The organism is Paenibacillus wynnii, from assembly GCF_000757885.1.
Taxonomy (GTDB): Bacteria; Bacillota; Bacilli; order Paenibacillales; family Paenibacillaceae; genus Paenibacillus_AQ; species Paenibacillus_AQ wynnii.
Window position 1 is genome coordinate 1,284,660 of the sequence record NZ_JQCR01000003.1, and the last position, 24,775, is coordinate 1,309,434.

Genomic DNA, 24,775 nt, shown 5'->3' on the forward strand with positions numbered 1-24,775 from the left:
TCCTACCACCCCAAATCTGCCAAAAAGGATTGTAACTGCTTCTGCCGCTCCGGCCCGCTGTCTTCACTATATGGAGTAAGATGCAGCTCACCTACCATTACGCCATCCCGCAGATACAGAATTCGGTTGCCGCGCAAAGCGGTTTTGACATCATGAGTCACTAAAATAATGCTCTGCCCACGCTCATTTACCTCTGTTAAGACATCAAGCACACTTGCGCCCGCTGCACTGTTGAGGGCTCCAGTTGGCTCGTCGGCGAACACTGCCTTAGGACTATTGATTAATGCGCGGACAATTCCAGCACGCTGAGCTTCTCCCCCTGAGATTTGAGCCGGGAACTTACCCCATATGGATGCATCCAGTCCTACTTCACTTAGCAGCTTCTTGGCCTTGACTACCGCTTGAGTTCTATCCTTTTGAACGAGATACGCACTGGATAACACATTGTCGAGTACACTCATAGTGTCGAGCAGATGGATTTGCTGAAACACGAACCCGCAGTTCTTCCGCCGGAATATGGCAAGCTGATCATTGCTTAGACCCGTAATTTCCTGTCCCTCAAAAGTTATTTCCCCCAGTGTCGGTTTATCCATTCCGGAAATCGCATATAGCAATGTCGACTTGCCCGAACCGGAGCTGCCCATAATGACTGTGAAATCTCCTTTGTAAAGAGTCATATCCAGATTTTTTAACACATGCTGTTGAACGCCTCCGTGGGAGAAGGTTTTTCCGAGTTTATGGGTTTGCATTAGTACTTCTTGGTTAGAATCTTTCATATAAGAACACTCCATTAACGTTATTCTCATTATTCGGCATCCACTCTGCCAGTATTATAATGGATGCAACCGATAGTCATGATTGCAATCTTATCGTACGACGAATGTTCTTAACGTGTCTTTGTGCGATCCTTAACGATTTCTTAATTATATCCGGCGAGCGGAATCAACAGTTTCATCGTAAATCCATCCTGCCGATTGATGCCCACCATATCTCCCTGCATCTTCCGCAGCATGTACCGTGAAATATAGAGTCCAAGTCCTGAACCGCTCTGGGCTCCAACCCTACTCCCCCTATAAAACTTATTGAACAGCAGCGGCAATTCTTCATCCGGAACTCCTGGGCCAAAATCCATAATATCTACCTCGAGAAAACCCTCTCTAATCTCACAGACGATATCGATGGAGGTTCTGGCGTACTTCAAGGAATTGTTCACGACATTATCGATAACCTGCTGCAGGCGCAAGGGATCTACAGCTATAATACACTCCGGTATGGGTCCAACCTTAATTTGCTCATAGTAATTGGCATTATTAATAACAGTGTCCAGCAGACTACTGAACTCATCCGTTACATTTACCTGCAATTCATTCAATTCCTCCATGGTGGCGTGGAACATGTCCGTTATTAGATGATCAATCTGATCGGCTTTGGAATAGAGCGTGTTCAACTGACGGCTGTTCTTCTCATCCATCGCCCTAAGGAGCATCAGCTCTGTGATAGCCTTAATTGAGGACACCGGCGTCCTGATATCATGGCTAAGGGTGGCGACCAGCTCCTTCTTGCTCTTATTAGCCAAATATTCGTTGTGCCGCGCTGCTGCCAATTCCTCTCTCATCATGTCAAAACTCTCGGTAAAGGCACCAAACATATGATTGTGATCCATCTCAAGCGGGATATCCAACTCTCCCTTAGCAATATACCTCGCGAAAAGCTGCATTTTGCGGAACGGGCGGAGGATGTTTCGATTCAAATACAGGATAAAAGCGAGACAGAGCAACGCCTGTATAAAGATCGCTGCTAAAAATACAATCGTAAACTGCCGCTTTAAATTCATAAACACAGAACTATAGTCATTATTTATAATTATTTTACCTACGATTTGATCTTCCACAATAATGTCTATTAGGGTATCACGGTTATTAATGGCTTCGTTAACAGTAACGGCAATTCCATCCGTTGTTTGATACAACAGCGCACCTGCGGAGTTAAGTATTGCGAATTCATAAGGGCTGTCACCATATTCATTCCCTTTCAAAGCCCCCCAGTTCTGTTCCGTAAGCTTCACAATGGCATTAATAGCAATCCTGTCGGTTAATGCCCCTTCCTTTACATTCATCAGCAGGAGCAGATAAGCGATGCTCGTTGTTAGAATAGCGGACACCAGAACAATCAGCAGTTTCTTCAGCATCGTTATTTATCCTCAAAGGCATAGCCGATGCCCCATATCGTTTTTATGTATTGGGGATCATTGGGATTTTGCTCGATCTTTTCACGCAGATGCCGGATATGTACATTTAATGTGCCGTCACCTGCGAATACATCACCCCAAACCGCTGTAAATAACTCTTCTTTGGGAATCACCCTATTTTTGTTGAGGATGAAATAACTGATTAATTTATATTCCATGGTTTTCAGCTTGAGCGGCACACCGTTCACACTTGCTCTTCGCAGGTCCGGATTAATCTGTACGGGGCCACCCTGAATCGATTCAGGCTCAGACGAGCTTTCATTGCCATATCGTTTCAGGACAGCCTTTACTTTAGCAAGCAGTACTCTAAGCGTATAAGGTTTGTGGATATAGTCGTCTCCGCCGATATCAAGAGCAACTAGAACGTCATCCTCACTCGAACGGGCGCTGATGAACAGAATGGGAATACCAGTTGTTAGCCGCAGCTCCTTGCACAGCTGAAAGCCCGACTCTCCGCCCAGATTGATATCGAGCAGGAGCATTGATACGGTGTTTTCCCTCAAAAAATCCCGACACGCCTCAGCGTTTGTAACATAAGCCGATGATACATCAAACAGATTAAAATATTCACAGGTCGTCTCCGCCAGCTCAATTTCATCATCCACAATTAAACAGTCATATCTCATTTATGGTCTCCACTTCATGGATTAATGTGATCTCTACTATGAGGACAATTCTACCATGAATGAAGAGATCAGATCATAAGCAAAATAAAGATCGTACATCCTATTCGAACAAATTAGAGCGAAGTGGTGGTGAGAATGTATGCGATGGATGCGATCCTTAATGAGAAGTTTAACTAACCGAAGAACTCTTATGTCTATGTTGGCTTTAGGCGTTGGAACAGCTGCCTTTAGCTTTTCACGGCGGCGTAATTTAAACCGAAAAAGTCAGCGTCAGATGCTCCAGCCTATCCGAAGAATTTTCTAAATACACATTTGGTTTGATTGGAATAAATAGGGTTAAGGTGAAGAAGGTGAGGGATCAAATGTCCCAAATCTATATAAACGGATACAGCATGTATTACACGGATCGCGGGCAAGGAACTGCGATCCTTTTCATCCATCCTCCTGTGTTAACAAGCTTGAACTTTCAATATCAGATTCAGGAACTGTCTGGGAAATTTCGAACGGTTTCTTTTGATATACGAGGCCATGGTAAAAGCGAAGCTTCAAAAAAAGAGATTACCTATCCGCTAATTGTTGAGGATATCCGTCAGTTGATGGCTGAGTTGAAGATAGAAAAAGCATTTTTATGCGGTTACTCGACTGGCGGATCGGTAGTACTCGAGTTTCTGTTAACTTATCCCGAACTGGCATCGGGAGGTATTGTGATCGGCGGGATGTCGGAAGTAAGCGACAGTAGGTTAAGAAATAAAATATTGCTCGGGACCACCTTAGCCAAATTTGGTGCGGTCGGTAAGATTGCCCTCTCCGTTGCTTGGACACAAGCGAATACAAAGCTGTCCTTGTTTCGCTCACTGTTTAACGATGCCAAAAAAGGAAACCCAAAAAACGTCGAGCAGTATTATCATTATAGTTTGCATTATAACTGTACGGCACATTTGGGAAATATACATCAACCCGTCTTGCTGGTTTACGGAGAGAAGGACACACTGTTTCATCCATATGCCCAGCTACTGCATCAACGATTGCCTAAGAGTGAACTTGTTTTTGTCAAAGCTACCAAACATCAGATACCGACGAAAGCTGGGGCCAAATTAAACGAACTGATTGAGCAATTTGTTCATAGCTGCCGGTAGCGTTGAATTTTTCCTGATCCCTCTAAATCAAGCTGACTTCGGTGGTTAAAGAATGTACGATACCCTAGCTGCACGAAGAGGATCACGGATAGCGAAACACTCCCGACAATTCCCAGCATGATGGCAATTTGATATTCCACAGCTACGATTGGAGATGTCCCTGACAAAATTTGTCCTGTCATCATTCCTGGTAAAAATACGATACCCATACCAACCATTGAATTAATAGTGGGCAGCATGGCAGAATCAAATGCCTGATTCACAATATACCGTGCCGCTGTTTTCGGCGTCGCACCGAGCATGAGCGCAGCTTCCACTTTATCTTTTTGAATATACATACCTTCGATCAGGGAATTAACGCCTAGCGCAATTCCTGTCATCGAATTGCCAACGATCATACCGGCAATCGGGATGACATATCGGGGTTCGTACCAAGGTTCAAGTTGCAATACAATGAATATAAAAAAGATGAGGCTGACCAAAATACCTGAAGTCATCGAAAAAGCAATAATTCGTTTCATAGCATAGGACAATTTCCCTTTTGCTCGTTTGATGATCGTGCGGATGGAGAAAGCAAGCATCGCAGCCACAAGCAGCAAAGTATAAACAGGATGCGTGTATTTAAAAACATAAACCAGTAAATATCCAACCAGAATTAATTGTAGGGTCATCCGAAGAGAAGCAATGAATATTTCCTTTTCGCGCGGGATACCTCTAATTCGAACGATCACAACCAATATAAGCACGAACAAGTATGCCGCGGACAGTTGCCAAAATAACAAATCAATCGTTCCGTTCACTATAAACCCTCCCGCCCACTTGCGGTATTCCATCCTTCATTTCAATGATCAAATCAGCGTATGTATCGGCGATGCTACGGGAATGAGTGATTATGACCAGTGTTTTACCGTTCTCTCGAATAAATCCTGTCAATCGCTGAAACACCTTATTTGCAGTATCTTCATCCAGTGCAGATGTCGGTTCATCTAGAAGCAGCGCCATAGGATCCATCAAAACAGCCCTTGCAAGAGACAACCGCTGCTTTTCTCCACCGGAGAGATTCTCTGCATCTTGAGCCAAATCTTTCTCCAGACAAACAAGATGAAGCGCTTGCATCAACTGTTCACTCGATGCTGCAGGTTTATCCGAAAAAGATAGTCCGATTTGCAGGTTATCTCCCACTGTTCCTTTGAACACGATTGGAGCTTGCGGCACCATCACCACATTTCGCCTCCATTCAATAGGATCGGTTTCGCTCAGAGGACACTGATCAAACCAAATTTCCCCCTCGTCCGGGCTGTCCAATTGGTTTAACAATCTAAGTAGGGTTGTCTTCCCGCTGCCGCTTTCTCCTACAATACAGGTTATTGTATTCTTAATTATAGTTAATTCCGGGACAGATAAAATCCCTTTTACTTTTACACCCTTTAATCGAAACATCGTCAATCACTCCTTTCGATCAGCTGATTAGTTCTCTTTCTCCTTAAACAGATCATATGCTTTGCTACGCGCTTCAGCAAGGACTTGATTGCCAATTTCAGTTGTCCGGTAATATTTGCGGATTTTCCCACCGACATTCCGATCCTCTCTTTCCAACAGACCACTTGTCTCCATGGTTCGCAGCAAAGGATAAAGAGTTCCTGCACTCATTTTATATCTGTGTTCTTGCAATTCGTCCAACATCCACGAGCCATAAATCGGCTCCTTTGCAGCGTGATGGAGGATATGAATTTGAATGAACCCAAGAAATAATTTTCTGTAAATTTGTTCTTTCAAAAAGTTGCTCACCGCCATCGATTGTCGATATCGAAATTCAAAATTGATTGTGAAACTAAATCATCTTACCGGCGTAAGCCATATACCCAATTGGCAGCCGTGCAAGCGACAACATGACGACTTGTTTGAAGCGGTCGGGCAAATTGCATAGAACATTGCTTATTCTGCAGTTGACCAACGGTTAAGCCTTTTTCTAATAAGGCTAACTCAAATTCTCGCTGCGCAGCCTGTTTCGCTTTATACAGCATCATTTGCACTCGACTGTAGACGTTAATCGCTCCATCTCCTGTCGTTTCGATGGGCAGAAAAATGGCATTGGGGTATTTTTCGATGATCAGGGATTGCACACCATCGGAAACACCGGAAGAAGGCATGCATCCGAAAGGCTTTACAGAAACAGTCATGTTCACTTTCTGCTTGACTACGTTCAGAATCAACTTTCCTACTTCCATATGCCCCTCTCCACCGCGCAAATGATTATTATAGTGTTCATGTGCGACACGGGCTATCTCATCCATATCGGGCAGATGGTAATGATACAGACCGATGGTTTTGGCATACGATTGAAAAATCATTCGGAGGGTTCGATCAGCTAATCCAAACATCCGCAGACGCAGGAACGGGTTCTTCCCTTTCAGACCGTTTTTTCCGGAATCCGCTTCCCGTAGTTGCATTCTCTTTATGGTGTCGAAGCGGCCTGCCCAGATAAGGAACAAAATCCAAGCCGTCACGGATTGCACTTCCACTTCGGCTCCCTCGTTCTCTAAAAAGCGCTGCAACTGATAGTTGCCGTCTCCCTCAGTTGTCATCGCCCAAAACTCACCTATGATACTTACCTTAGGTTTGACTCTGGTACGATCCACCCGAACTCTTTCCAGTTCCCTACGGCTTCTGATCAACGAGGGTCTAAGCCGTTTGCGCTCACTTAGGGCTTTATAGATATACTGCTTACTCCGCTCCAGTGCGGCGTCTGTTGCTCCGGCTTCCACCTCATAAGGCCGTATACGGTAAGCTAAGGTATTCAAAATGTCTCCCAAAACAACGGCTTTCAGGACGCTAATAAAAAACGACGCATCCAATTTTAGCGCCGATTCCCCGCCAGATGCCTGTTTCAGACCCTCCGTCTGTTGAAACAGAATCACTCGAAAACCTTCAAAGCCAGCATCTCGCAGCGCCTTACGGTACTCTGTGGCATAAGTACCGAAACGGCAGGGACCGCAGGAACCGCTAGTCATAAACATGTAGTTCCCAATGATCTCTTCCTTTGATTTACCTTCCACATCACGCAGGTATACCAGATATTTAATTAAATTACCAACCGTAAAGTACGTCGGGTTACACTGCCCACGGTTGCCGAACTCTTTACCATAGCGTAGTGACTCATTATCCGGACATTCCATATGCTTTACCTGGTACCCCAAACCTTTTAATGCTGCCTCCACCAGGTAATCGTGAATCATCGACAATCCCCCGAACAGAAGGGTCATATCGGATTTGTCTTTAGCTAAGAATGGACGCGGAACGGGATCGAACCACTGGATCTTCTTTTCTTGATCCAAGCCTAAAGCTGTTTCCTGCTCCTTCTGAAATTTCAATAGAATGTCATCGAGAGAGGAAACGGCTTCGTTACTATTTTTTCTTTTGACGACAACCATTGTTTCACTCCTTTATTGAGTTTATAGGTTAAACAGCTCCAGCTTGTTCATCTTGTTTACTGTCCAGCAATTCTGCGCATTTTTTCTCCAGTCGCTGCTGCAACTCCACTTTTTTACGAGCTAAATCCTGTAAACGCTCTTCATGAAGCCCCAGACTGTGTGCATACGTTTTGACCCGGATTTTGATCGAACCACTCGGCTTATTCGCATCAATATCATGTAACGTTAAGTACGGGGTCTCAGCGGCTGAGATCATCGAGTCGATTAACCCATAGGTAGGGGCATCATGTCCGCATTTGAAGCTGGACAAGTCCAACACCGCCACATTGGGGTGGCGTGCAGCGAACTTGGCCGCCCAGACTTTTTGAGCGCTGTTAGAACTGAAGTTTTCCGGCCACACATCTCCAATTTCATGTACGTGCTTCACTCGTCCGCTCTTTAGATCTTCACTAAAAAATCGGAGCAGCCACTCCTCGTCCTTGGGAATAGATCTCATGGACAAAATGGGGTAGCCGAGCACCTGAAATTCTTCAAGCACGCCATGATTCAACCCCGGATCTGAATGGTAAGGACGTCCGATCATTAGAATGGCAAGGCGGCTTTCCTGCTCGACCTGCTCCAGAATTACCCGCCCTTTCTCTTGCATCTCCTTATCCATCCAATCCATGGCCTTCCAACCCTGCTCTATGGCAAAATCACTCTCATCTTTTGTGATCTGTAAATGTTCTTCAAATGCCTCATACAACTGCTGCTTCATCATATTAGGTTCCGCGAAAGTAACGGCTGGATCCAGATATACGATCCCTTTGGTCTCAAAGAAATCCACTTCTTTGGTAAAGGCGGCTTTGATCACTTTTGGAGTACCCGCCACAATGGGGCAACTGGTTGAATCACTTACATTTTCGAGGTGAGTCGGAATATGAGTAAGGCACGGAAAGAAAATGTAATCCAACGATTCTTTCTCATGACACTTGAACAACAGATTGTGCACATGAGCCTGAGCCGCTTTGGAAGGGTAACAAGGATCAATAGAGCCGTATTTACCGCCTTCCTGCCACATTTCCTCACTCGTATAATCGCTAAAGACAATATTTCGCTCATCGATACCCAATGATTCGAAATAGGTCCGCCAAAAGGGCGCGGTCGACCATATGTTAAGGACCCGGGGAATACCAATACGAATCCGACTGCGCCGCTTTATTGCCTCCGGGGAAGAATGTTCAAACTGTCGCTGATTACGCCGACTCCCAAACCCAAACCAACCACGTTTCAACCTGACATCATTCCTTAACAACTCCTGTTTGGGAAGAGGTTCTACTTCATAAAAGTGTTGAAACAAACGGCGAGCCTCATACTCAACTAGATTGGGATAGTTTCTTTTCAAAACTTGGCGCTGCTTTGTTAATTTAACGACCGACTCCTTGTCTTCAACCGTCCCCCTTTCGCAGGAGAAACCGGAAATGTATCGGGCGGTTTGACCGTCCGGCGTTTCTGAATCAATAAAGGTACGACTGCAATGGTTAGGACAGAACTGGCAACGGGTCGACTCGTCGTTACGGCTTATATAACGAAGATCTATAGCGGCATTCAGCCCTAAAAACGTGGAGTACCCTCGACGATTTACTACACGTAACGTTTCCAAAGCCGCACCGATCGCACCCGCTTCTCCCGAATGGGGATGGACATATACTTCGGCATCGGGAACCCGTTGTTTTATATAATCCACCTGTGCCTTCACCGCAGCCAAGTTATACTGGGTTCCTCCTTGTAGAACAAACTTACGGCCAAATTCAGCCATACGCGGAATCTGCACTACATATTGCCATACGTTTTTCGGTAGAACGAGAGCAATCCCAGCGAGTAATTCCTCTTTGGTATATCCTTCTTTCTGAAAATTCACCCGATCCGCATCTAGAAATACGGCACATCCATAAGAAAAATTCGGGCTCAACTCCGCACTGAAAGCTGTATCCGCATACTCTTGAACCGGAATACCAAATTGATCCGCCATCGCCTGCAGCAGCATCCCGTTCCCAGCTGAACATTGATTGGACAGCTTAAAATTACGGATATCCCTGTTCTTTAGAAACAGGACCTTAATGTCCTGTCCCCCAATGTCACAGATCACATCAATGTCACCGAATTGGTGAACGGCACTCATCATATGCGCTACGGTCTCCACGATGTTCACGTCAGCCTTTAACGTTTTCCCCAAAACATCTGCAGCATACCCCGTGGCTCCAAAGCCGATTATTTCTACATCAGCATCCTTCAGCTTATCTCGCATCCGCGATAATATTTCTTTAGTATCTTCAATAGGATTCCCTTTGGAAAGCTGATATTCTTTCAAAAGGATCTCTCCTCGATCATCCATCAGCACGGCTTTAGATGAAGTCGAACCGCCGTCAAGACCGATCACTGCTCTTACCTTTTGCCCTGAAGTGAAGCTTGTCGGCTTAAAATTAGGAATGCTATATTTCCGGCGAAATTGCACCCGTTCATCTTCGTTAACAACCAAAGGCGGGCCCGCTTTTTCACTCAGTTTAGCTTTCCGTCCGCCAATGATAAATTCCTTCAGACCCTGTAATCCCAGATATAAACCGACATCTCTAGATTCTTGCAGTCCATAAAGGACTGCTCCATAGGCTGCATAATACTGCGAATGGTCTGGAACAAAAATCAGTTCATCGATGGATTTATCTTTCGGATAATCGTATCCGCGTTCCTGCCAAGTCTGTGGGATCCGCTTCCTCCAGCATTCCTGCAGGACGGTCAAGTAGGTATTCGGACCGCCCAGCAAGAGAACACTGTGCCGCAGCGTATTCCCTCGAGTAAGAACGGAAAGATTCTGCATAACGATAGCATCCGCCAGTGAGCATATGATTTCTGTAGATGGCACACCGCTTTTAACGAGATTCACAATATCTGTCTCAGCAAATACCCCGCACTTTGCAGCCACATGATGTAATTTCGAATCATCAAAGTGAAGCTCACCCACATGATCAGCAGGTATGCCCACTTTGATCATACACTTGTCGATCATAGCCCCGGTACCTGACGCACATTTGTCATTCATTGAGGTAAGGATTTGCTTTTGTCCTGTTTCCTCATTTTCCTTAAATATAATAATCTTGGCATCCTGTCCTCCAAGTTCAATAACACTTCCAACATCAGGATGAAGATGTTCAACGGCCATCGTAACCGCATTGACTTCCTGTATACATTTCGCTCCGATATGTGGAGCAATAGGACCGCTGCCTGAGCCTGTTGCAAACACACGGACATTTTCTTGTTGTATGTCCGGAAACTCATTAGCAACAGCAACTAACATTTCCAATACCTTTTCCGCCTGCTTCGTATGATGGCGCTGATAATCCGACCAAAGGATTTGCCTGGTTTCTGGACTCACTACAGTAACCTTGACGGTCGTCGAGCCAACATCAACGCCAATAACTAGACCATCCTGACCTTGGATTAATTGATGCATATCATTACTCCTTATTCCAATTCAATACCACTTAGCTTAGACATAAATTGCCTTTTTTATCAAAAAAAATCGCTCTTTATAAATGGTTGCTTAACACACCATTTACGAAGAGCGATTTTTACTTTATATAACAAAAGAAGCGTAAGGAGATTTAATTATTTCAATACATGAATGGGATGACCTTCAACCAGTTCAGCGGCTTCCATAACGATTTCACCAAGGGTTGGATGCGCATGGATAGTCAAAGCGATATCCTCAAGCGTTGCGCCCATTTCAATGGCGAGACCCAGTTCAGCGATAAGGTTAGATGCTTCGATACCGACGATTTGTGCACCGAGGACCAGATTGTTCTCTTCATTGGCAACAAGTCGGATAAAGCCTTCTGCGTTGTTCAAAGAAAGTGCACGGCCATTTCCGGCGAACGGGAATTTGCCGCTCTTCACTTTGTAGCCTTTGTCCTTCGCTTCTTTTTCTGTCAGGCCAACGCTGGAGCATTCAGGATCAGTGAACACAACAGCCGGGATGACTTTGTAGTCAACAACGGATTTATGTCCTGCGATTGCTTCTGCTGCGATTTTGCCTTCATAGGAAGCTTTATGCGCCAATGCCAGACCAGGAACTATATCCCCAATTGCGAAGATGTTAGGAATACTCGTACGTCCTTGATGGTCAACCTTAACCAAACCGCGTTCATCCAGCTCAAGACCGATCAGATCCAGACCCAGTTCACCGTCCGTGTTCGGACGACGGCCTACGGTAACAAGCAGGTATTCCGCTGTAACTTCTTTGGCTTCGCCGCCAACAGAGTACTTCACGGTAACTTCCTTGTCATTCTGATCAGCACTCTCCGCTTTGGCATTGGTTACGATTTCGATGCCTGTCTTCGCCATATTCTTGGCAACCAGACGAGTCATATCCTTATCGAATCCAGGCAGAACGGTGTCCATGCCTTCGATGATGGTAACTTTAGTACCGAATTTGGAATACATTTGACCAAGCTCAGCACCGATATATCCACCGCCGATAACGATCATGCTCTTCGGAATTTCCGGAAGCTCCAGCGCTTCGGTTGAGGACAGAATACGTCCACCGAATGGGAAAGGCTTCAGCTCAATCGGGCGGGAACCTGTAGCAATGATGCAGTGTTTGAAACGATAACGCGGAGATTCGTGGTCATTGAACACACGAGCTTCCGTGTCACTGATGAACATGCATTCACCGGTAAATACTTCAACCTTATTACCTTTCAAGAGTCCAGCCACACCGCCGGTCAATTTCTTGACAACGCTGTTCTTAAATTCTTGAGTTTTGCTGAAATCCACTTTGACGTTCTCGGCAGAAATACCGAAAGCTTCGCCGTGTTGAGCGGATTCATATTGATGCGCTGCAGAAATCAACGCTTTGGATGGAATACAGCCGCGGTTCAAACATACACCGCCGACAACTCCCTTATCTACGATCAGAACTTTCTGGCCCAGCTGAGCAGCACGAATGGCCGCTACATATCCACCGGGACCTGCACCAATTACCAATGTATCAATATCGAGTGAAGCGTCTCCCACTACCATTAATTACACCTCCATAACTAGCATATCAGGGTTAGCAAGCAGCGTCTTAATGTAATTCATGAAGTTCTGTGCTGTTGCTCCATCAATAATACGGTGATCAAAACTCAGGGAAAGTGCCATAACAGGTGCCGCTGTAATCTCACCGTTCTTAACAACCGGTTTTTCAGTAATGCGGCCTGTTCCGAGGATAGCCACTTCCGGGAAGTTAATGATTGGTGTGAAGAACATGCCGCCAGCAGATCCAATGTTACTAATAGAAATGGTGCTGCCTTTCATTTCGTTCGGCGCCAGTTTACCTTCGCGTCCACGTAGTGCGAGGTCGCTGATGCTGCTTGCAATCATCCAGATGCTCTTACGGTCAGCATCCTTAATAACCGGAACGATCAAGCCGTTGTCTGTATCTGTTGCAATACCTATGTTGTAATACTTCTTGTATACAATTTCATTGGTCTCTTCATCAATCATAGCGTTAAGCGCCGGGAATTGACGGGAAGCCGCAACCAGTGCTTTGACGATGAACGGAAGGTAAGTTACCTTCACGCCTTTTTTCTCAGCGACAGGTTTCATACGAGCTCGGAATGCTACCAGCTCAGTTACATCAACTTCATCCATAATCGTTACATGCGGTGCAGTGTAAGCCGATTTAACCATTGCGTTGGCAATCGCTTTACGAATACCTTTGAAGGGCACGCGTTCTTCTTCAAGGCTTACATTACCTGCAGCAACGGTTGCTGGAGCTGCCGCTTTCGCTGCTGTCGGAGCTTCCGTTGCTGCTTCGACTGCTGGTGCTGCTGCCGGAGCGTTTCCGCCGCTCATGAAGGCTTCGATATCCTCACGGGTAATCTTGCCACCCTTGCCGGTTCCATTGACATTAGAGATGTCCACATTTTGCTCGCGGGCAAATTTACGCACACTAGGTGTAGCCAGAATATCACGGTCTGGAGCTGGTACAGCGGCAGCAACTGCTCCGCCTTCCCGAGCCGCAACAGGACTAGTTGCCGCAGGGGAAGTTGTTGTATCTGCACTACCTTTTGCTGCATCCGCTTCTTGAGATCCATGAGCATCAGCTGGAGCTTCCTGTTCAGGAACGTCACCTTCTGCATCAATGATCGCTACAACTTCACCGACACGGCACACTTGTCCGTCCTTAGTAAATACTTCAAGTACAGTACCATTAACGGGACAAGGTACTTCTACTACTGCTTTGTCATTCTGTACTTCCATAACTATATCGTCATCAGTTACTTTGTCGCCGGCCTTAATATGCATTTTGATAATTTCGCCTTCATGCAGGCCTTCGCCCAGTTCAGGGAACCGGTACTCAAATTTTGCCACTTCGAAAACCTCCTAATGGAAATTAGTGCTGTAATCCTATTTAAAAATCCAGAACTTTCTTCACGCCTGCAATAATACGTGCAGGGTTAGGCAGCCATGTATCTTCGATTTGTGCAAATGGATATATGGTATCAGGACCTGCAATACGAAGCACCGGCGCTTCCAGATGGAGAATGCCTTTTTCGTTGATTTGTGCGATAACCTCAGCGGCTACGCCCGCACTCTTCTGTGCTTCCTGTAGAACGATAACACGATTGGTCTTCTTCACGGATTCCATAACGGTATCGATATCAATCGGACTGACTGTACGCAGATCAATAACTTCTACCTTAATGCCTTCCTTCTCAAGCTGTTCGGCCGCTTTGACAGCAGTATGTACCATCAGGCCGTAAGTTACGATGGTTACGTCTGAACCTTCACGAACTACATTCGCTTTACCCAGCTCAACCGTGTACTCACCTTCCGGCACTTCTGCACGGAATGCATGATATAGATTCAAATGCTCCATGAAAAATACCGGATCATTGTCGCGAATGGATGCAATAAGAAGTCCTTTAGCATCGTAAGGATTGGATGGGATAACTACTTTAATACCAGGGCTCTGAGCAATCAAGCCTTCCAAAGAATCGGTGTGAAGTTCTGCCGCTTTAACACCACCGCCAAATGGAGTACGGAATACGATTGGTGCATTATATTTACCACCAGAGCGCCAACGCATGCGTGCCGCCTGAATAACAATTTGATCTAATGCTTCAAAGATAAAACCAATGAACTGTATTTCAGCAATTGGACGGAAGCCCTGTATGCCAAGACCAACAGCCAAACCACCGATAGCAGACTCCGCAAGTGGTGTATCAAATACGCGATCTTCTCCAAAATCCTTTTGCAGTCCTTCCGTAACACGGAAAACACCACCTACATTACCAACATCCTCTCCGAAGATAAGGACGTTAGGGTCACGATTCAGTTCAACGCGCATGGCGTCGCGGATCGCTTCTTTCATATTCATTTGTGCCATTGCCTGTTATCCCCCTTATTCAAAATCGGCTTTTTGCTCTTCCAAATGCTTAGGTGTTACTTCAAACATAGTATCGATTAATCCTGAAATAGTCATTTTTTCGGTTTGTTCTGCTTTTTTAATCTGCTCGTTAACTGTAGCTTTCGCTTCTTCTCTCACGCGCAGTGTATCTTCTTCAGTCCAAAGGCCTTTCTTCTCCAAATACTTGGCAAGACGAGCGATTGGATCCTTCTCATTCCATTGTCCTTCTTCTTCCTTAGAGCGATATTTACTGGCATCGTCTGAAAGGGAATGTGGACGGAAACGGTAAGTTACAGCTTCAATCAGTGTTGCGCCTTCACCGTTACGTCCGCGTTCAGCTGCCTCTTGTACAGCGCGGATTACAGCAAAGATGTCCATTCCGTCAACCTTGACCCCAGGGATACCGGCTGCAATGGCTTTGTGAGCAATCGATTTCGCTGCAGTCTGCTTCGCAAACGGAGTGGTGATCGCATAACCGTTGTTTTGTACAAAGAATATAACCGGCAGTTTGAAGCGGCCTGCAAAGTTCAAGCCTTCATAGAAGTCTCCTTCGGAGGAACCTCCGTCACCTGTATAAGTAATTGCAACACTCTTTTGTTTTTTAAGTTTGAAGCCCATCGCGATACCCGTAGCATGTAGAATTTGAGCGCCAATGATGATCTGCGGCATCAATACGTTTACACCGTCAGGTATTTGTCCACCATGTTGGTGTCCACGAGAATATAAGAATGCTTGGTATAAAGGAAGGCCGTGCCATACGAGCTGAGGAATATCACGATAGCCCGGGCATACGAAATCTTCTTTCTCTAGAGCAAATTCACTGCCTATCATTGTTGCTTCTTGACCGGATACCGGTGCATAGAAGCCCAGACGGCCTTGACGGCCTAGATTTACTGCACGGTCATCCCAAGTACGGGTAAATACCATACGGTACATAATTTCTTTCAATTGATCGTCGGTAAGTGTAGGCATTTTATCTTTATTGATAACTTCTCCATCCGGAGAAAGTACCGAAAGAGCCTCCACGTCCTCTGTATACACTTCATAAGGAACTTTACTCATTATCTTCACCTCAATAAAAAAATTTGAATATCAGCTGCCTCTGTTATAGAATTATTATACACCTGTTTCATATCTTTCGTCAAAGAAATACGCATAAAATTTATACTTTCACAAATTTTGTATGTATAACAGGTTTGATATATTTGTATAACAGATGTGGCATATTCGCGAAAGTAAATGACATTTAACACATTTACTCCATGGATAATTTTAACGTAATGCCGTAACTATTGCGAAATACGACAAGAAAGGTGACGTGACGACATTGAGTGATCCTGTTTTTCTGAAACGTACAATAATGAAGCAAACCCTTTGGAGCGAGCATTTACAGGAGAACCGGAAGCTCCGTATTTACCTGCCTCCGGGATACAATGAGATTCTCAGCTACCCCGTAATCTATTGCCAGGATGGTGAGGAATTCTTTAATTTCGGCCGTATTGCCACTTTGGCAGGACGTCTAATCCTGGAAGAAGATATCGAGCCGTTCATCATCGTCGGTGTTGAAGTTGATGTCGCCGTGAGAACACAAGAGTATGCTCCATTTGGCAACAGGTTCAGGCAGTATCTGTCTTGCTTTGCCGAAGAGATTATTCCCTACATTGAACACAATTATCCAGTACGCCGGACACCTAATGAACGCATCATTGCAGGAGATTCCCTAGGGGGAAGTGTATCGCTTCATCTAGCGCTCGCTTATCCGGCTCTCTTTCATCGAGTAATCAGTCTCTCCGGTGCATTCTACCCCGAGACTCAGGAAATACTAGCCGCAGAAACAGACCTGTCATGGCTCAATATCAACATGGTCGTCGGACTCCAGGAAACGGACTTCAAGACCGATACAGGCGTTTATGACTTTGTTGAAATGAACAGAGAAACCAAAGCATTGCTCGAAGAACGGGGTGCAACCGTATGCTACCGTGAAAAGGACGGCAAGCATCTTTGGGGATTCTGGCAAATGGAGCTTCCAGAATCACTACTTTACTTCTTAAACCAATAAAACGTCTTTGAACTTTAAAAAAGTGAACAACTCAGGAACTTTATGTATGCAATAATTGTTTCTACAGCCCGAGTCTAGAAAGATATTACTTAGCCCATCTCCTCGCGGAACAAAAGAAAGTATGAGTATATGCTTATACTTTCTTTTATTTTTAAAAGAGACCATTTAAAGAAGCTACAGCTTTTCTCTAATGATATTGTTAAGTAAAACGTTACAGCCCGCATCCATCAAATTATAAACCTGCTCAAAGTTACCGGTGAAATAAGGGTCTGGCACTTCCCTCAATTCCTCTTCAGGCAAGAGATCCATGAAAAACAGCAATTCTGCATCTTCCCCGCCGGACAGCTTACGAACATTGCTTCCATTAGACTTGTCCATACAAACTATATAATCGAACTTGTCAAAATCATCACTGTCTACCAAACGGGCTGCAATTCCCTCATAACCAATTCCATTCTGATCCAGAATTCGGCGGGTACCTTCATGAGGAACCTTTCCAACATGCCAATCTCCAGTTCCTGCAGAATCAATTGAAATTTCTTGGGAAAGACCCTGCTCACTGACCTTATGACGCAACACAGCTTCCGCCATAGGTGATCGACAAATATTTCCAAGACAGACAAAAAGAACTTTTACGATCTCTTCCACCTCCAAGGGCTAACTTCCTGGTCAAATTTCGCAATCTCGACGATGAGACGCACACTTCTTATTTTAGCGTTGTCCAAGGCAATTGTACAACTTTTCAAAAGACATTATACTAGGTCAAGATTACAAACTTTAATGATTAATGAAAAGGAGGCTTGTGATGCCATCCAAAAGAGTCGTAATATTTGCAGGTGGAGTACTTTCTAACGAATATTTAAGTGTAATAGATGAAGAAGATTTTATTATCGGCGCCGATCGCGGAGCCTTGTTTCTGATATCTAACGGTGTTACCCCAGATATTTCAGTAGGTGATTTCGATTCTATTCCTGCTGAGGCCCTCAAACAGGTTGAAGCAGGAAGCAAGCAAACCATAACTTGTGACGCCGTAAATAAAGATTTGACGGATAGTGAAATGGCGCTTGATCTTGCCCTGAACACACAACCCGACCACATTTTGTTATTGGGAGTCACCGGCACACGGATCGATCATACTTTAGCCAGCATTCAAATGATGACTAGAGCGCTTCAACGTCAGGTTAGTTGTTCCGTTATGGATTGTAATAACTATGTCACTCTTACAGGATCTCAAGCCATTGTAGAAGAACGAGGCTATACTTATGTATCTTTACTGCCGTTAACTCATGAGGTAACCGGGATCACCCTTGAGGGATTTCAATACCCACTCACCAACGCCACATTGAAGCTTGGGCAATCTTTAGGTGTCAGTAATAGGTTGGCTTCTCCTACAGGAACAGTCACTATTGAGAGTGGATTACTGCTCATCATTCAGAGTAAAGATTAAATTACATAGTCCATTTAAAGACATGGTTGTAACTTTTGATTCAAAAGATAAATGTCGGGAATCCCTTGCTATTAAAGGGTTTCTCGGCATTTTTTAGTTTACACTAACCTGTATATATTAATTTTTTGTAACTTTTAATGAATTTTTAATAAAACGCTTTCATCCCTTACTGCGCCTCGATTTGAACTCTCTCAACCAATATTTAGGACATAGATATTCTGCTATACTTCGAAACAGGCAAACAAACAAACTAAACAGTATAGACAAACAAACCATGGAGGTATATCACAACATGAAAAAGCATCAGTGGTTCAAACAAGCAATTATTGTAGGAATAAGCACTACTATTGGACTTACCACACTTATGGCAACTGGAGCAGGAACATCACCCGTTGCAGCAGCATCCGTATCAGCTACTTCGAAAGGTCAAAAAATCGTAAACTTGGGTAAAAACTATTTAGGCGTAAGATATGTATTCGGAGCTTCGACTTCCACTACCAGATATTTTGACTGCTCATCATTCACGAAATATATTTTCGGTAAATACGGTAAATATCTGCCGCGTACTTCTGTGGCCCAATCCAAAGTAGGCGTAGCGGTATCGAGAGCCAATCTTCGTCCTGGCGATCTTGTATTCTTCTCCAGCGGAAGTAGAGCAACCGGTCGTAATGTAACTCACGTAGCTGTTTATGCCGGAAATGGAAAAATTCTGCACACTTACGGCTCACCGGGAGTAACAATTTCGAGTCTTACCTCAGGAAATTGGAACAGAACTTATTTGAAAGCCCGCCGTGTACTGTAACAGCTCTAAACCATAGAGTTTAGGCTATGATAGAGAATTGGGATCAGCATGTGGCGTCGTATCCGGCGCCCTCAATACATAACCGGTACCCCGTACCGTATGAATCAGCTTGTTCCGATATCCTTTATCAACTTTTGCACGTATATGCTTGATGTATACATCAACAACATTGGTATTCGTATCAAAATGGTATCCCCAAACCTTCTTTAATATTTCGTCACGGGGACAAATATTCTCTTGATTCACTGCAAGGTAATAGAGAAGTTCAAATTCCTTGGGTGTCATTTTCAGTTCCTTCCCTTCCCGGCTTACATGCCGGTGGTTGGGATCGAGAATCAGACCATCAATTTTAAGCAAATTCCCTAGGCCGCGACGCCTTCCTGAAAGCTCCAATAAGTTGAGTATTCTACACTTGAATTCGCCAACATGCAGAGGTCTTGACATATATTCATTACCCCCGGATTTGAAAGTCCAAACGGCTTTATCACTGGAACCGTCATCGGATATTACCATTACAGGAATAATTTTGCCTTCTTTTCTCAAGGAGGTAATTGTATTCCATCCGGTCCATCCTTTGGGCATATTCAGTTCAACCAATAGCAATAACGGATCAATGCGTGATAGTATTTCGTGAAGATCCTCAATTTCTTCGCATCTCGTAATTTTAAGTCCGATATCGACCACGACCTGATTCAAATTTCTGTGTTCTTCTGTATCCCTCTTCGTTAAACCGGGAGCAAACCAAACTAATCGCTCATTCACGCATACCACCCGCATCCAGTTAGCCTTGCGCCGGCAGAACCGCCGCAGAGTTACCCTAGGGTTCCCGCAATACAAAAAGACCATTCCTAAATCAGGAATGGTCTTTCACTTTATGAAGTACTCTCAACCGAAATATCGATGATAAAAGCTCCGGGCAGCAGCAATATCGCTAGTGCCGTGAATTAAAGCTCGGCCATCTGTGAAGATAACCATACGATAAGGACCTTCAGTAAAGGATACCAGGTATGGATTCAGATCCACCTTCCCACTTCCAAGCCTCGATAAGCGATTGGCAATCTCCTCCAAATTAAGTTTTTGTCTCTGTGCCGGACGTATCTGCACAGTGTCTCTGCCGCACAGCACATCACTGCGCTCCGTGTTGGCCGCAGTTAGATAGGGATATATAGGATGAGTACCGCAAGAAGGACAATTATCTTTCTTAGCCGCTTTAACTCCGATTTCCTGATGTTCATTTCGCCACACGTCAAAGGTTAGGAGCTTGCCTCTCAGATGTTGTTTCCGTCCGCCAAGTAGCTTCAGTGCCTCCGCAGTAGCGTTTGCTGTTACCAACTGAACGGCTTGCGGAAGGATACCCGCTGTGTCGCAGGTATCCCCGCCCAAAGGGACAGATCCTATCAGACAATTCAGACAGGGTGTTTCATTTGGCAGAATGGTATACGTAATTCCATAGCTGCCCACACAGGCTCCATAAATCCAGGGAATACCGTGCTTTAGAGCCATGTCATTGATAATCAACCGGGTATCAAAATTATCAGTACCATCCATAATCAGATCAATACCAGGAAGCAAGCTTTCTAACTCTTCCGCCCGGACATCCATAACGTGAGCTTCCACAGTCACCCCGGAGTTAATCTGCTGCAGCCTATCCTTGGCTGCAGCTGCCTTCGGTATGCGCTGCTCAGCATCCGCCTCGGTATAAAGCTGCTGACGCTGCAGATTGCTCCATTCTACATAGTCACGGTCCACAATGACAATTCGGCCTACCCCGCAGCGTGTCAATGTCTCCGCGATGCCAGTGCCCAAAGCACCAGCACCAACGATCAATACATTGGATTTTGCAAGCTGCGACTGGCCTTCCTCACCGAATGGCGTAAATCGAACCTGACGCGAGTAGCGGCCCTCACGCCCTTCTGATGAGCTAACAGCAATTACTCGATCATTGTCCTTACCTTTATCGTTATGTATCATCCTGAACAGTCCTCCATATTCAAAAGCCGGGAGCAAGCAGCATAGCTGCTCATCCCCGGTCCTGTTATTCATCTATACGGTTTGACCTGACCATTGCTCTACATCCCAAGTTTTCGTGACCCAATCTTCATAAAAGACCGGTTCATGAGATACGAGGATAATGGTACCTTTATATTCTTGAAGCGCACGTTTAAGCTCAGCCTTAGCAACAACATCGAGATGGTTCGTAGGCTCATCGAACAGAATCCAGTTACTTTCACGCATCATCAGTTTACACAAGCGTACCTTGGCTTGTTCTCCGCCGCTCAACATGCTCAGCGGACGAGTGATATGGTCATTCTTCAGGCCGCAACGAGCCAGATGACCCCGTACTTCATTTTGTGTAAGGCTGGAGAACTCATTCCAGACATCGTCGATAGGAGTGATTTTGGCACCCTTCATTTCCTGTTGGAAATAGGCACTATTCAAGAAATCACCCTTATAAGTCTTACCGCTGTATGGAGGTATAACACCGAGGATGGTTTTCAATAATGTCGATTTACCTACACCGTTGCAACCTACAATGGCGATCTTATCCCCACGTTCAATCGTCATGTTCAACTTGGGCAGGAGCGGACGATCATAACCGATTTCAAAATCGATTCCTTCGAATACCGTCTTGCCGCTTGCACGACTCTCTTTGAATTGGAAAGTCGGTTTAGCAGCTTCCTCAGGACGGTCGATACGCTCCATGCGGTCAAGCTGCTTCTCCCGGCTTTTTGCGCGGCTTGAAGTAGAGTAACGTGCTTTATTACGCTGTATGAAGTCTTCTTGCTTTTTAATGAATTCCTGCTGCTTCTCATAGGCATCAATATGCTGATTCTTATTCATATCAGCCATATCAAGGAATTTCTCGTAGTTCGCTGTGTAACGGGTAAGCTTCGAGAATTCCAAGTGATACACAATATCGACAACATTGTTCATGAACTCCGTATCATGTGAAATCAGCATGAACGCATACGGATACTGCTTCAAGTAATTGGTGAGCCAGTCGATATGCTCTACATCCAAGTAGTTGGTAGGCTCATCCAGCAGCAGAACATTAGGTTTCTCAAGCAGCAGCTTCGCAAGCAGAATCTTGGTCCGCTGACCTCCGCTCAGACTGGCCACATCTCGATCCAGACCGATCGCAGACAAACCTAGACCGTTGCTCATTTCCTCTACTTTTACATCAATCAGATAGAAATCGCCGATATCAAGCTGTTCTTGGATTTCACCCATTTGCTCCAGCAGGATATCAAGTTCCTCAGGTGTTGCATCACCCATTTTATCGGTAATTTCCATCATTTCCTTCTCCAGCTCTAGCAGTGGAAGAAAGGCATCCTTCAGGACATCCCGTACAGTCATGCCAGGAACAAGCTTCGTGTGCTGATCCAAATAGCCGTAACGAACTCTTGGCGTCCACTCCACTTTACCGCTATCCTTAAGCAATTTTCCGGTCAAAATATTCATTAGAGTCGATTTGCCGACTCCGTTTGCGCCTACGAATCCAACATGCTCACCGGCAAGCAGCCGGAAAGATACGTTCTTAAACAACAACCGATCCCCAAAATTGTGGGAAACGTCTTCTACAGTAAGTAAACTCATAAATTCTCCGCAAGCTCCTATCTATATATAAAAACATTAAAATCTGAAAATAACCTACAACAATTTATTTTAACACAAGTAGAGCCTCCACAGAAATATATTATTAATAAAATTAAATTAAAGATTCTATATAAGATGAACTTAAGATTTTGCTACATTGGTTTTGGGTCGTAACTACGGTGAATGTTGGACATCCAGCCGCTGTTGTCTCCGGATTTCTGGATTTTTACCGCTATTAGCGGATGAAATCCGGAGACAAAGGCGGACGCTACCGCTCTTCCAGTTCCAAAATTCCCCTCCGTTACTATAATCCTTTTGTCAGTTTATCAAGTTAATCTATATAATATTTTTTCTTTTGAAAAAATTTCTTACTTTTTGAGTTGCTGATGTTCTCGGGAATTCCATGAACCCAATCCTCAAATAGAGCCTCAAATTCCCCTGAAACCTTAAAGGGATTGGACTGCAACGGCAATCCATATACTTTACCCTCTTTAAAAACACTTTGAACTAATTTCACAGCAGTTCTACTTGCCATTGGCAGCCCAACTTTCCATTTCGCATGATTCTGCAATCCGCTGCGGCGCAACCAGAGTACTAATTCCTCTAATCGCCAATCTGCTCCCGAAGCAATCAGTATGGGAATATCACTCCGAGCAAACTCTTCCAATGCCCCCTCGAAACTTCCGACTCCCAAATCCATGACTACATAACGGTAATCCCCTTCTAGATACCTATCAAGCCCACCGCGATCAGGTCTCTTTCCATAATGCACTCCATTCCATTCAAAAATAGGTCCGGGCTCCCGGCCCGGAGCATATTCCTCATTCACATCTACCATACTCCGTATTCGGTGGAATACAGGTGAATCTTCCGCGCTTAAGTCTACCCATGCAGTTGCTCCAAGTCGCGACAAATATCCGCTTATTGCAAGGGAGGTGTGCGTGGTTCCCAACCCCTTCGCTATTCCCAATACGGCCACAATGCAAGGTTTATTCCGGACCGATGTCGGCTGAAGTTCGGCTACTGAATTATCATCCTCATCACCAATACCTGCTAATGCACTCCATACCGACTGGGCATCTCGATAGCGATCTTCTGGATGGTGACGAAGCAAACGCTGAATCACAGGGATTAGTTTTGTCGGAACACTGCCGTTCAAATGACGATCCATTCCACTCTGCCATTGACTATATCTACCCCCTGTTGCCATATAGAGTAATAGAGCACCCAGTCCATACAAATCAGACAACGGTCCACTCTGCCCTCCTCCGTATTGCTCCGGGGCGGCAAAACCAACAGTACCCAGCTTCTCTGTATCCTCTGTTCCACCGTTTCTATAGCTGCGGGCAATGCCGAAGTCAATCAGCATTAATTCGTTTTGTGCAGTAATCATAATATTGGATGGCTTCAGATCACGATATACAATAGGCGGATTATGACCGTGTAAATATTGCAAAACTTCTAGCAGCTGCCTGGCAAACCCTAAAATCATTGTACCCGACATCACTCCTGCTTTTGAACTCATGTAACTTCCCAGAGTTATACCTTCGATGTAATCCATCACCAGGTAAGAATAGCCTTCATTGTCCGGAGGGTAAAAATCAACAATCCGCGGCAATCTGCGGTGGTTCAATGAAATTAACAGCTCAGCCTCAGCCTGCAAACTGCCGTAGGTCAGTCCCGTGGTAACACATTCTTTAATCGCCCATTTCTTTCCCGGCAGGCGTAAATCTTCAGCCAAATGAACATGACTCATACCCCCGGAGCCGATAATCTGTGTAATGGCATAACGTCCATCCCATATTTTTCCGGCTGAAAGTTTAGATTGATAACGCATTCCATTCTCCTCCTTCTATTTAAGTTGAACTTAAGATATTGACTTAAGGCTCAGACGTCACTACCGTGAAGATTTGGACTTCCGGCCGCTGTTGTATCCAAATTTCCCTATCGTTCCTTTTCGCTTTTTGTTATTTTCTTTTGTTCAACTTATAACATAAAAA

At 44.9% G+C, this 24,775-nt stretch carries 22 protein-coding genes; 5 read left to right on the forward strand and 17 right to left on the reverse strand.

Annotated features, from left to right (window positions below):
* Positions 1-2 precede the first annotated feature (2 nt).
* The 3 genes from PWYN_RS21270 to PWYN_RS21280 all read right to left on the reverse strand — a co-directional run bounded on the left by PWYN_RS21270 (position 3) and on the right by PWYN_RS21280 (position 2,874).
* Positions 3-776 (reverse strand): ABC transporter ATP-binding protein, encoded by a 774-nt coding sequence (locus PWYN_RS21270; RefSeq protein WP_036655997.1) that lies wholly within the window; start codon positions 774-776, stop codon positions 3-5.
* A gap of 143 nt (positions 777-919) precedes the next feature.
* The gene (locus tag PWYN_RS21275) at positions 920-2,188 is read right to left on the reverse strand and encodes a HAMP domain-containing sensor histidine kinase (protein WP_036656000.1); all 1,269 of its coding nucleotides are present in this window, start codon (positions 2,186-2,188) and stop codon (positions 920-922) included.
* A 2-nt stretch (positions 2,189-2,190) separates the two neighbouring features.
* Complete coding sequence (locus tag PWYN_RS21280; RefSeq protein WP_036656002.1) at positions 2,191-2,874, reverse strand: response regulator transcription factor; 684 nt, start codon at positions 2,872-2,874, stop codon at positions 2,191-2,193.
* Between the two features lie 190 nt (positions 2,875-3,064).
* Here PWYN_RS21280 and PWYN_RS30735 point away from each other — a divergent pair, with 190 nt between their 5' ends.
* A complete protein-coding gene (locus tag PWYN_RS30735) occupies positions 3,065-3,178 on the forward strand; it encodes a DUF3918 family protein (protein ID WP_420805821.1) in 114 nt (37 codons plus the stop codon).
* A gap of 58 nt (positions 3,179-3,236) precedes the next feature.
* Positions 3,237-4,010: an alpha/beta fold hydrolase gene (locus PWYN_RS21285; protein WP_036656004.1), complete on the forward strand. Its 774-nt coding sequence runs from the start codon at positions 3,237-3,239 to the stop codon at positions 4,008-4,010.
* Here the strand turns inward: PWYN_RS21285 and PWYN_RS21290 are convergent.
* From PWYN_RS21290 to pdhA, 9 genes are all read right to left on the reverse strand, one after another.
* Positions 3,995-4,810: an ABC transporter permease gene (locus tag PWYN_RS21290; RefSeq protein ID WP_036656006.1), complete on the reverse strand. Its 816-nt coding sequence runs from the start codon at positions 4,808-4,810 to the stop codon at positions 3,995-3,997. The two genes, PWYN_RS21285 and PWYN_RS21290, sit on opposite strands and share 16 nt — an antisense overlap.
* A complete protein-coding gene (locus tag PWYN_RS21295; RefSeq protein WP_036656008.1) occupies positions 4,794-5,450 on the reverse strand; it encodes an ABC transporter ATP-binding protein in 657 nt (218 codons plus the stop codon). Before PWYN_RS21295 ends, PWYN_RS21290 begins: the two co-directional genes overlap by 17 nt.
* Before the next feature lie 27 nt (positions 5,451-5,477).
* Positions 5,478-5,786, reverse strand: a complete 309-nt coding sequence (locus PWYN_RS21300; RefSeq protein ID WP_036656010.1) for a PadR family transcriptional regulator — start codon at positions 5,784-5,786, stop codon at positions 5,478-5,480.
* A gap of 65 nt (positions 5,787-5,851) precedes the next feature.
* Positions 5,852-7,441, reverse strand: coding sequence for a 2-hydroxyglutaryl-CoA dehydratase (locus tag PWYN_RS21305; RefSeq protein WP_052088251.1), 1,590 nt, complete (start codon positions 7,439-7,441; stop codon positions 5,852-5,854).
* Positions 7,442-7,469: 28 nt separating this feature from the next.
* A complete protein-coding gene (locus PWYN_RS21310; protein ID WP_036656011.1) occupies positions 7,470-10,928 on the reverse strand; it encodes a BadF/BadG/BcrA/BcrD ATPase family protein in 3,459 nt (1,152 codons plus the stop codon).
* Positions 10,929-11,083: 155 nt separating this feature from the next.
* Entirely contained in the window at positions 11,084-12,496 is a 1,413-nt protein-coding gene (lpdA, locus tag PWYN_RS21315) for a dihydrolipoyl dehydrogenase (protein WP_036656014.1), read from the reverse strand.
* A 3-nt stretch (positions 12,497-12,499) separates the two neighbouring features.
* Complete coding sequence (locus tag PWYN_RS21320; protein WP_036656017.1) at positions 12,500-13,831, reverse strand: dihydrolipoamide acetyltransferase family protein; 1,332 nt, start codon at positions 13,829-13,831, stop codon at positions 12,500-12,502.
* A 40-nt stretch (positions 13,832-13,871) separates the two neighbouring features.
* Positions 13,872-14,849: an alpha-ketoacid dehydrogenase subunit beta gene (locus PWYN_RS21325; protein WP_036656021.1), complete on the reverse strand. Its 978-nt coding sequence runs from the start codon at positions 14,847-14,849 to the stop codon at positions 13,872-13,874.
* Between the two features lie 15 nt (positions 14,850-14,864).
* Positions 14,865-15,932, reverse strand: coding sequence for a pyruvate dehydrogenase (acetyl-transferring) E1 component subunit alpha (pdhA, locus tag PWYN_RS21330; RefSeq protein ID WP_036656023.1), 1,068 nt, complete (start codon positions 15,930-15,932; stop codon positions 14,865-14,867).
* A 265-nt stretch (positions 15,933-16,197) separates the two neighbouring features.
* On the opposite strand from pdhA, the gene PWYN_RS21335 reads away from it, so the two are divergent.
* Positions 16,198-16,929, forward strand: coding sequence for an alpha/beta hydrolase (locus PWYN_RS21335; RefSeq protein WP_036656026.1), 732 nt, complete (start codon positions 16,198-16,200; stop codon positions 16,927-16,929).
* Positions 16,930-17,103: 174 nt separating this feature from the next.
* Here the strand turns inward: PWYN_RS21335 and PWYN_RS21340 are convergent, their stop codons facing one another.
* Complete coding sequence (locus tag PWYN_RS21340; protein WP_036659051.1) at positions 17,104-17,568, reverse strand: low molecular weight protein-tyrosine-phosphatase; 465 nt, start codon at positions 17,566-17,568, stop codon at positions 17,104-17,106.
* Between the two features lie 166 nt (positions 17,569-17,734).
* On the opposite strand from PWYN_RS21340, the gene PWYN_RS21345 reads away from it, so the two are divergent.
* Positions 17,735-18,376, forward strand: coding sequence for a thiamine diphosphokinase (locus tag PWYN_RS21345; protein WP_036656028.1), 642 nt, complete (start codon positions 17,735-17,737; stop codon positions 18,374-18,376).
* A 292-nt stretch (positions 18,377-18,668) separates the two neighbouring features.
* Positions 18,669-19,178 (forward strand): C40 family peptidase, encoded by a 510-nt coding sequence (locus PWYN_RS21350; protein ID WP_036656030.1) that lies wholly within the window; start codon positions 18,669-18,671, stop codon positions 19,176-19,178.
* Between the two features lie 24 nt (positions 19,179-19,202).
* Here the strand turns inward: PWYN_RS21350 and PWYN_RS21355 are convergent, their stop codons facing one another.
* The 4 genes from PWYN_RS21355 to PWYN_RS21370 all read right to left on the reverse strand — a co-directional run bounded on the left by PWYN_RS21355 (position 19,203) and on the right by PWYN_RS21370 (position 24,612).
* Positions 19,203-19,940 carry a winged helix-turn-helix domain-containing protein gene (locus PWYN_RS21355; protein WP_052088253.1) on the reverse strand — a complete coding sequence of 246 codons (738 nt, stop codon included), beginning with the start codon at positions 19,938-19,940 and terminating at the stop codon, positions 19,203-19,205.
* Positions 19,941-20,063: 123 nt separating this feature from the next.
* A complete protein-coding gene (locus tag PWYN_RS21360; RefSeq protein WP_084146858.1) occupies positions 20,064-21,149 on the reverse strand; it encodes a ThiF family adenylyltransferase in 1,086 nt (361 codons plus the stop codon).
* 72 nt (positions 21,150-21,221) lie between these two features.
* Positions 21,222-22,775, reverse strand: a complete 1,554-nt coding sequence (locus PWYN_RS21365; protein ID WP_036656032.1) for an ABC-F family ATP-binding cassette domain-containing protein — start codon at positions 22,773-22,775, stop codon at positions 21,222-21,224.
* A 331-nt stretch (positions 22,776-23,106) separates the two neighbouring features.
* Positions 23,107-24,612: a serine/threonine protein kinase gene (locus tag PWYN_RS21370; RefSeq protein ID WP_036656034.1), complete on the reverse strand. Its 1,506-nt coding sequence runs from the start codon at positions 24,610-24,612 to the stop codon at positions 23,107-23,109.
* Positions 24,613-24,775: the final 163 nt, after the last annotated feature.